Source organism: bacterium (assembly GCA_021372515.1).
Taxonomy (GTDB): Bacteria; Gemmatimonadota; Glassbacteria; order GWA2-58-10; family GWA2-58-10; genus JAJFUG01.
Window position 1 is genome coordinate 1 of the sequence record JAJFUG010000070.1, and the last position, 7,260, is coordinate 7,260.

Below are 7,260 nucleotides of genomic sequence, written 5' to 3' on the forward strand. Positions count from 1 at the left end.
GCTCACGTTGCCCACGGCCAGGGGCGTGGCGGTGGTGGAGGCAAACCCGTCGCCGTCCGTGGGCACCAGCATTTGCTTGAGCGTGGCGCTGCCAGTCGTGACACTGAACGTCACGTACTGGCCCGGCTTGGCATTGCCGTACTGGTCGCGCACCAGGACCTTGATCTCGTTCGACCAGGCCGTGCCGCTCTTGGTGGTCTGGCCGTCGCCGCCGGCTTTCTGGATCGAGGCCGCGGCGTCCGCCTCCACGGTGATCGTGAACGTGACCGGCGAGCCGTTCAGCGAGCCGTTGGCGGCCGAGACTTTCATCTCGCCGCTGCGGGTGCTGAGCTGGCTCACAACTCCGGTGGCGTTGCCGTAGATGTCCGTGCTCATCGAGCTTTGGGCGATCTGCGCCGGTCCGGGGCTCGTACCGATCGAGAAATACACACCCACGCCGGCTTTCACGTTGCCGTACTGGTCCACCACGTTGATCGTGGGCAGGGTGAGGCTCTTGCCCGCGGTGCCGCTCAACTCGGTGGTGCCGGAGACCGACATGGCCTGGGCAGCCTGGGGCACGGCGGTGGTGAAGAATATCACGCTGTCCTGGCTCCCGTCCGCGAACACGGCCACGGCGACCACGGAGTTGTTATTAAGCAGTGAGGCAAGGTCATCCGGCCGTCCGGTCAGGCTTCCCGTGGTCCAGCGAGCAGCCACTAGCCCATCCTTGTCGGTCCGAGCTGTCAGTCTTCCCGTTCCGCCGGGTTCACCCCCAGAGGCATTCAACGATCCATCCCTACTTGGGCCATAGGCAGTCATGATTACTGGGAAATTAGTTATAGGTGCACCGAGAGTATCACCATTAACACCGACTCTCGTTGTATCCACCACCCGCATTACTAATGGTAGCGGCAGTTCTGTGCTCACAGGTTGCGGAACCTGATAATTCCCGCTCATAATCACCAGACGGTTGGCCGTGTCTGGATGAGGTAGAGCTTCCGCGTGAACTGTCAGATTTCTCTGAGTTCCGTCATTACGCCTAATCTCAGCCACGACGGTGTTCTCAAGGTCCGGGCCGGGACCGAGTTGCCAGATGAATACTATCAACCCGTTAGCATCCGAGGTCAGGTTGAGTACTACCTGGCCAGGCACCTGTTCGTTTTCCACACCGATTCGGCCTTCATTGTCCGCGTAGGGGCTTATCGGTGTGGTTATGGTCAGCTTTACATCCACATTCGCCATCCGGCTGCCGTCCTCATCCAACACCGCCAGCACCACGGGCAGGGGCAGAATGCTCCCTACCTCGGCGCGCTGGCCGCCGCCGGAGACAAGCACCAGCGAGTCCGGCTCGGCGGCCACCGTGCCAGCGGTGCCCCAGACATTGACATACACCGAGCGTTCCTCGCCGTTGTCGCGGATGATCGTGGCCCGCACCCGGTTGAGGCCCACGTTGGGCCCCAGGGTGAACGTGATCTGGGCGATGCCCTCGCTGTTGGTGTTGCTGACCACTGTGGTGAGCGTGCCGGCGTGCTCCACGGTCCAGGTGACCGACTGGTTGGGCGAGCCGCGTCCGAAAGTGTCGGTCACGGCCACGACCAGCGGCACGGGCAGGGTGCTGCCCGCCGGGGCGGCCAGGCTGTCCTGGGTCACCATGCTGATATCGTAGGCGTTGTAGCGCACATCCGGGTCGAGCCGGCTCCAGATGCGCCATTCCACTTTGACCACCTTGCCGTCCGGCAGCACGGCCGAGGCGGTGATCAGGTTGGCCCCCACCTGGTAGCCCAGGCGCAGTTGATTGCTCGCCACGCCGTAGTCGTCCGTGGTTTTCTCGGTGATGTCGAACGCGCCGCCGCCCTGCACGGCCGTGTAGTAGACCGTGAGGCCCTTGACCGGCTTGCCCAGCGAGTCGACCACCTGCACGGCCAGGGGCAGCTTGAAGAACCGTCCGGCCGAGCCGGTGGTGTCGGCGCCCAGGGGAGTGCCGGTCATGCTGAACGCGCTGGTCGCCGTGCCGCCGCCGCCCCCATCGCCGCCGGTGGTCGTGTCGGCGCTCGATGCGGCATGGGCGGTGAACCGCACCGGCGAGCCCTGCAGGGCCTGGCCGGTGGACATCGAGGCCGAGGCCTCCACCGTATACTGTATATCGGCCGAGGCGCCCAGGGTCAGGTAGACCGAGGTCATGCCGTTGTTGTTGGTCACCACGTCCGAGCTGCGGCTGTTGCTCCCGGCGAGCAGGCCGGCGACGGAAGTCACCTGGAAGCGCACGCTGAACGCCGGCACCGGGTTGCCCTCGTTGTCCAGGACTTGCACGGTGAACGGCTCGGCGAGCCGTCCCAGGGCGCGGCCGGTCTGAGAGTCGCCGGAAACCATGCGGATACGCTGGGCGTGGGCGGCGATCTCGGTGGGCGAGCGCGAGTCGTTGCCGCAGGTGGCGGCCAGGGCGGCCAGGAGCAGGGCCACGAGGGGCCGGGTGAGATTCAGCCGCGTACTCATTTGAGCGCACCTCCGGGCGCGGCCGGAAGCGAGTCCGGTAGCGCACCCTGCGGGTTTTCGCCCGGGCGGATTATCCGTGTGCTGATGATGATTATCAGCTCCTCCTGCTGTTTCTGCTGCTTTTCGTAGCTGAACAGCCGTCCCAGCAGCGGGACTTTGCTCACCCCGGGCAACCCGTTCTTGACTTGGGTGTCGGTGTTCACAGTCAGGCCCGCAATCACCCCGGTCTCGCCGTCGCCCAGCAGCAGGCGGGTGCTGGCCTCCTGGGTGTTGAAAAACACTCCGTCCGGGCCAGTGTCGGCATCCGAGTTTTCGGCGTGTATCTGGACCAGTATCTTGTCGTTCTCGGTGATCTGCGGCGTGACCTCCAGCTTCACCCCGGTCTCGACCATCTGCGTGGTGGCCCGCGCTCCGGTCTGCTCGGTGCCCGCAGTGCCGTAGTCCACCACCCGCAGCGGAGTGCGCCGTCCCACCAGCACCTTGGCCGGCAGGTTGTTCAGGGTGGTAATCACCGGCTTGGCCACGGTGTGGGCCTTGTTCATATCCTCCAGGGCGTTGATCATCACGGACAGGTTGACTCCGCGGCGCACAGTGCCGATGGCGAAAGAGGAATAAGGGTCGGTGCCCAGATTGTCCGCGCCCTTGACCTGGGCCTTGAAACGGGTGTCGGTCAGGGGGTTGTTGACATTGGTGGCCTGCCAGTTGATCCCCAGCTCGCGCAGCGCGCGGTGGTTGATGAAACTGAGCTGCACGCTTATCTCGACCTGGCGGGTCTCGCGGTCAAGGTCGGTGATCACCTGGCGGATTTTTTCCAGACGGTCGGGGATGTCGATCACCATGACCGAGTTGCTGCCCTCATCCGGGTTGAGCTTGCCGCGCTCGCTGAGCAGCGTGGCCAGGGTGGGGGCCAGCTCCACGCTCTTGTGGAAATTGAGGTGGAATATCTCGGAGACCAGGTCCTCGACTTTTTCGGCCTGGCGGATGTTCTCGATGGTGTCGACATTCAGGATCCCGTTGGCCTCGCGTACGGCCAGGCCGTTGTTCTCCAGCAGAGAGTACAGTGCGATGTCCCAGGGCTGGTCCAGAATCCGGGCCGTGATCCGTCCGCTCACGTTCTGGCTGGCGATGATGCTCACCCCGCTGAACTCGGAGAAAGCCAGCAGCACGCTGCGGATGTCGGCCGAGTGGAAATCGACGCTGATCCGGGGCGCGGCCTCCCGCAAGGGGGGCGATTGCGCCGCGGACTTTCCGGCAGCCAGGGCCAGCAGCGCCGCCGTGAGCCGTGCTCTAACGGCGCGGGGGCGGCCCGCCGGACTCGGAGTCGGCCGGCCGGGACTCCTGCTGCTGCCGGCCACCGCTGCCGGCGTCCTCAGGAGATTTGCCATTGTTGTCCTCCACCAGAGGTTTCAGGTCCTTGACCAGGGTACGCAGGACCCCGTATTCGCGTATCCGGAAATGGATCCGGGTTTTCTCGATCAGGCTCACCTCGGCCACGCCCAGCCAGTCACCCTCGTGCAGAATGTAGCTGCCGCCGTCGGGCAGGCCCAGGATCGCCACGCTCGCCCCATCCGGGCTGAACAGCACCCCGGTCAGCTCCATATCCGACAGGCTCGGCCCCAGGCCCTCGCCCGTCCGGTTCTTGCCGAACGGCGAGTTGAACGGGTCCTGGCGGCTGGTGGCCGGGTAGTTGAACCGCTCGCGACGGATGAAATAGTCGCTGAACGAGGAGTCAGGCGTCAGAAGGCTGTCCCGGCGCACCACCTGCACCACGCTGTCCGGGCGCGCCGCGGCCAGGCTGTCCGCCTTGTCCGGCGCGGCGGCCAGCGGCGCGAGGCCCAGGCAGACAGTCAGAAGTGACAGGGCTGTGTTCCGGCCGACCATACTATTTCTTCGCCTCCGTCTTGGGTGCGGCTTTGGGCGCGGGCGGCGCCGGGATCATCAGGTAAGTGGTCAGCAGCATCGAGGCGCTCACTGTCTCGCCGGAGTCGTCCTCGGGGTTGTCTTCCCGGATAATGCGCAGAGCGGAGGGCTTCACTATCTGGCGCAGCCCGGCCACGTTCGACAGGAAAGCGGCGGTCTGATGGTAGCCGCCGCGCAGGGTCACCTGGTAGGGCCGCTCCTGATAAAGCTCGTGCTGCACCGGCGGCTTTGGCTCGAACAGGGCGAACTTGAGGCCCTGACGGTCGGCCTCCAGGGTGACCTCCTGCAGCAGGCGGGGAAGGTTCTCCTCGCGCGGCAGGAGCGCCTCGGCCAGCTCAAGCTCGCGGGCGCGTTTCTCCAGCTCGGAGCGCAGGGCGGCCGTGTCCGCGGCCTGCACGATAGCCTGAGCCGTGGCCAGGTCGGTCTCCACCCGCTTCACCTGCTCCTCCAGCGTGGCGAGCTCCTCCTGCCTGGGCTGGAACATGTAGGTGAACCAGGCATAGGCCAGGCCGCCGGCCAGCAGGATCACGAGCAGGGCTTTCTGGACTTTCGGGTCACTGGTGTTGATCGCCATCACCACTCCGTGCGCTTCCGGTCACCGCTCAATTGGAGGCGGTGGAGTCCGCGCCGAAATCATCGAGATAAACATCCCAGATGTGATAGGTCTTGCCGGCCTGGAAAGTGAACCCGCCACCCAGGTCGAGGAACCGGGCCTCCGGACTGACCATCAGAATGCGCATGCTCTCCTCGACCATGACCGGGGTCAGGTCGGCCACATCGCCGCCGTCCGGGTAGCTCAGGCTGAATTTGGCCTCCCAGCGTCCGTTGGCGTCCGTGCGCACGAAGATGTCCGGGATGACCGAGTTGCTCGCGCTCTCCTCGGATTTCTCGACAATCACGGTCACATCCGCCACCCCGGTGCGCTGGGTGCGCGAGCGGTACACCTGTCCGTCTACGGTGACCAGGTTGGCCGAGTTCACGTTGTGCTCATCGCTGCAGGCCAGGGCCGCCAGAACGAGCAGGGCCAGCAGGACGCACAGCCGGGGCAAAGCGGTTGACAGTCTCATCTGAACCTCGTCCGGTTCTCGGGTTCCCGTCCGGGAGGCTACCTGGAGGCGGCCGCCACATGCGTGGTGTCGACCGCCTGGTTCAGCTCGCAGGCGCACTCGAGGATGAAATATTTGGTGTCGAAAGAGCCTTCGCGCCGCTCGGTGGAGCTGATCAGCCCCACCTGGCCGATAAGCGGCGATTGGTCGAGGCGCTCCATCAACTGGCCCAGGATCAGGTTGTTCATGGTCAGCCCCTCGATCCGCAGGTGCATGTCGGGGAAGGGGCTGGTCTCGGAGACGTTCTCCAGCCAGGCGTATTGCGGCAGCGCGCCGCTGATCTCATCCAGCAGACGGGGCCAGAGGTAGCGGTTGCGGTCCACCTCCAGGATGATGTCCATCTTGCGCGTGACCTCGCGCGTGGTGGCCCGCAACTCGTCGATCCGCATCACGACCTGGTTCATCCGCACCAGCTCGGCGCGGGCCTGGGTGCGACGGGCCTCGAGCGCGCTCTGACGGTGCGCCAGCCATAACTGCCCGCCGGCCACGCCCAGGGTGACCAGCAGCGCCAGGGCCGCCGCCGCAAGCACCAGGGGGTTGAATTTCAGCTCCAGACTGATCCGCGGCCCGCTGGTGGGGCTTTTCTTTTGCGCGGCCGGCCGGGCCTTTTTCAGTTTCTTCCGCTTTTCGGGCGGTAGAAGGTTGATCCGTATCATCCGTGCCTCATTTGCCTGGCGCCGCGGGGCGCTCAGTCCGGCAGACGCAGTCCCAGCCCTATCGCCAGCATCAGCAGCGGGGCGATCCGTTCCACGGGCTCGGCCCGGAACAGCTCCGGCTTGTAATGCAGGCGGCTCAGAGGATTGAACACCTCGGCGCTCAGACCGACTTTCTCCTGGAACTGGCTCTCCAGCCCGGGAATGTTGGCGCAGCCGCCGGAGAGATAGACCTTGTCGATATGGCCGCCCTCCTCGGTGCTTTCCAGGAAAGCCGAGGCGCGGTTGACCCCGATTGCCACGTCATCCAGCAGGCTGAACAGGTAGGGCCCCAGGTCAGGCGGTGCGCCGCCGCCGCCCTCGCCCGCCTGGCCGATCAGCGCCAGGTAGGCCTCATCCTCGCTCAGACCGAGCTGCCCTTGCAGCGTGGTGAGGATCTGGTGCGCGCCCACGGGCAGGTTGCGGGTCAGCACCGGCTGGCCGTGCTTGACCAGCCCCAGGTGCGTGCTGTCGAACCCGAAATGCACGATGCAGCGGCAACTCTCGGTCGCAGCCGGATCGTGCCCCGCCTCCAGGGCGTTCATCAGGGCGAACGTGTCCACGTCCAGCACCACGGCCTCGCAGCCGGCCGTCTCCAGCAAGGCCAGCTTCTCGTCGATCAGGTCGCGCTTGGCCGCCACCAGCAGCACGTTCATGCGCGGGTCGGCGCCCTCCGGGTCGAGGATCTGGAAATCCAGGCTGATCTCGCTGATCGGGAACGGCACGTGCTGCTCGGCCTCCCAGGCGATGGTCTTGCGCAGCTCCTCGGGTTTCATCCGGTCGGTCTGGATGGTCTTGATTATGACCTCGGAGCCGTTCAGGGCCACGCTGACCTGACGGTTGGTCACGCCCAGGCTCTCGAACAGCACATTGATCGACTCGATCACCGCGCCACGCTCCAGCACCTGGCCCTCACGGATCGCGCCGGGCACGAGCTCGGTCACTCCGTAGTTGATCAGGGCCGGGGCCTTGCCCGAATGGTCGATCTCGGCCAGCTTTATCGAGTGGCTGCCCAGGTCCAGGCCGACCGTGGTGGAGCCGCCTCTCTTGAAGAGCATTCTTTCTCCTTG

At 65.4% G+C, this 7,260-nt stretch carries 7 protein-coding genes; all 7 read right to left on the minus strand.

Annotation, left to right across the window (positions count from 1 at the left end):
- The coding region (locus LLH00_06980; protein ID MCE5271013.1) for an Ig-like domain-containing protein at window positions 1-2,472 on the minus strand (2,472 nt) is incomplete at its 3' end.
- Window positions 2,469-3,695, minus strand: a complete 1,227-nt coding sequence (locus LLH00_06985) for a hypothetical protein (protein MCE5271014.1) — start codon at window positions 3,693-3,695, stop codon at window positions 2,469-2,471. The genes LLH00_06985 and LLH00_06980, both read right to left, overlap by 4 nt.
- 64 nt (window positions 3,696-3,759) lie before the next feature.
- Window positions 3,760-4,353, minus strand: a complete 594-nt coding sequence (locus LLH00_06990; protein MCE5271015.1) for a hypothetical protein — start codon at window positions 4,351-4,353, stop codon at window positions 3,760-3,762.
- 1 nt (window position 4,354) lies between these two features.
- Complete coding sequence (locus tag LLH00_06995) at window positions 4,355-4,966, minus strand: type 4a pilus biogenesis protein PilO (GenBank protein ID MCE5271016.1); 612 nt, start codon at window positions 4,964-4,966, stop codon at window positions 4,355-4,357.
- Between the two features lie 28 nt (window positions 4,967-4,994).
- Window positions 4,995-5,459: a hypothetical protein gene (locus tag LLH00_07000; protein ID MCE5271017.1), complete on the minus strand. Its 465-nt coding sequence runs from the start codon at window positions 5,457-5,459 to the stop codon at window positions 4,995-4,997.
- A gap of 38 nt (window positions 5,460-5,497) precedes the next feature.
- The gene (locus tag LLH00_07005; protein ID MCE5271018.1) at window positions 5,498-6,154 is read right to left on the minus strand and encodes a PilN domain-containing protein; all 657 of its coding nucleotides are present in this window, start codon (window positions 6,152-6,154) and stop codon (window positions 5,498-5,500) included.
- A 32-nt stretch (window positions 6,155-6,186) separates the two neighbouring features.
- On the minus strand, window positions 6,187-7,248 hold the full coding sequence (locus LLH00_07010) for a pilus assembly protein PilM (protein ID MCE5271019.1): 1,062 nt from the start codon (window positions 7,246-7,248) through the stop codon (window positions 6,187-6,189).
- Between the last annotated feature and the right edge of the window lie 12 nt (window positions 7,249-7,260).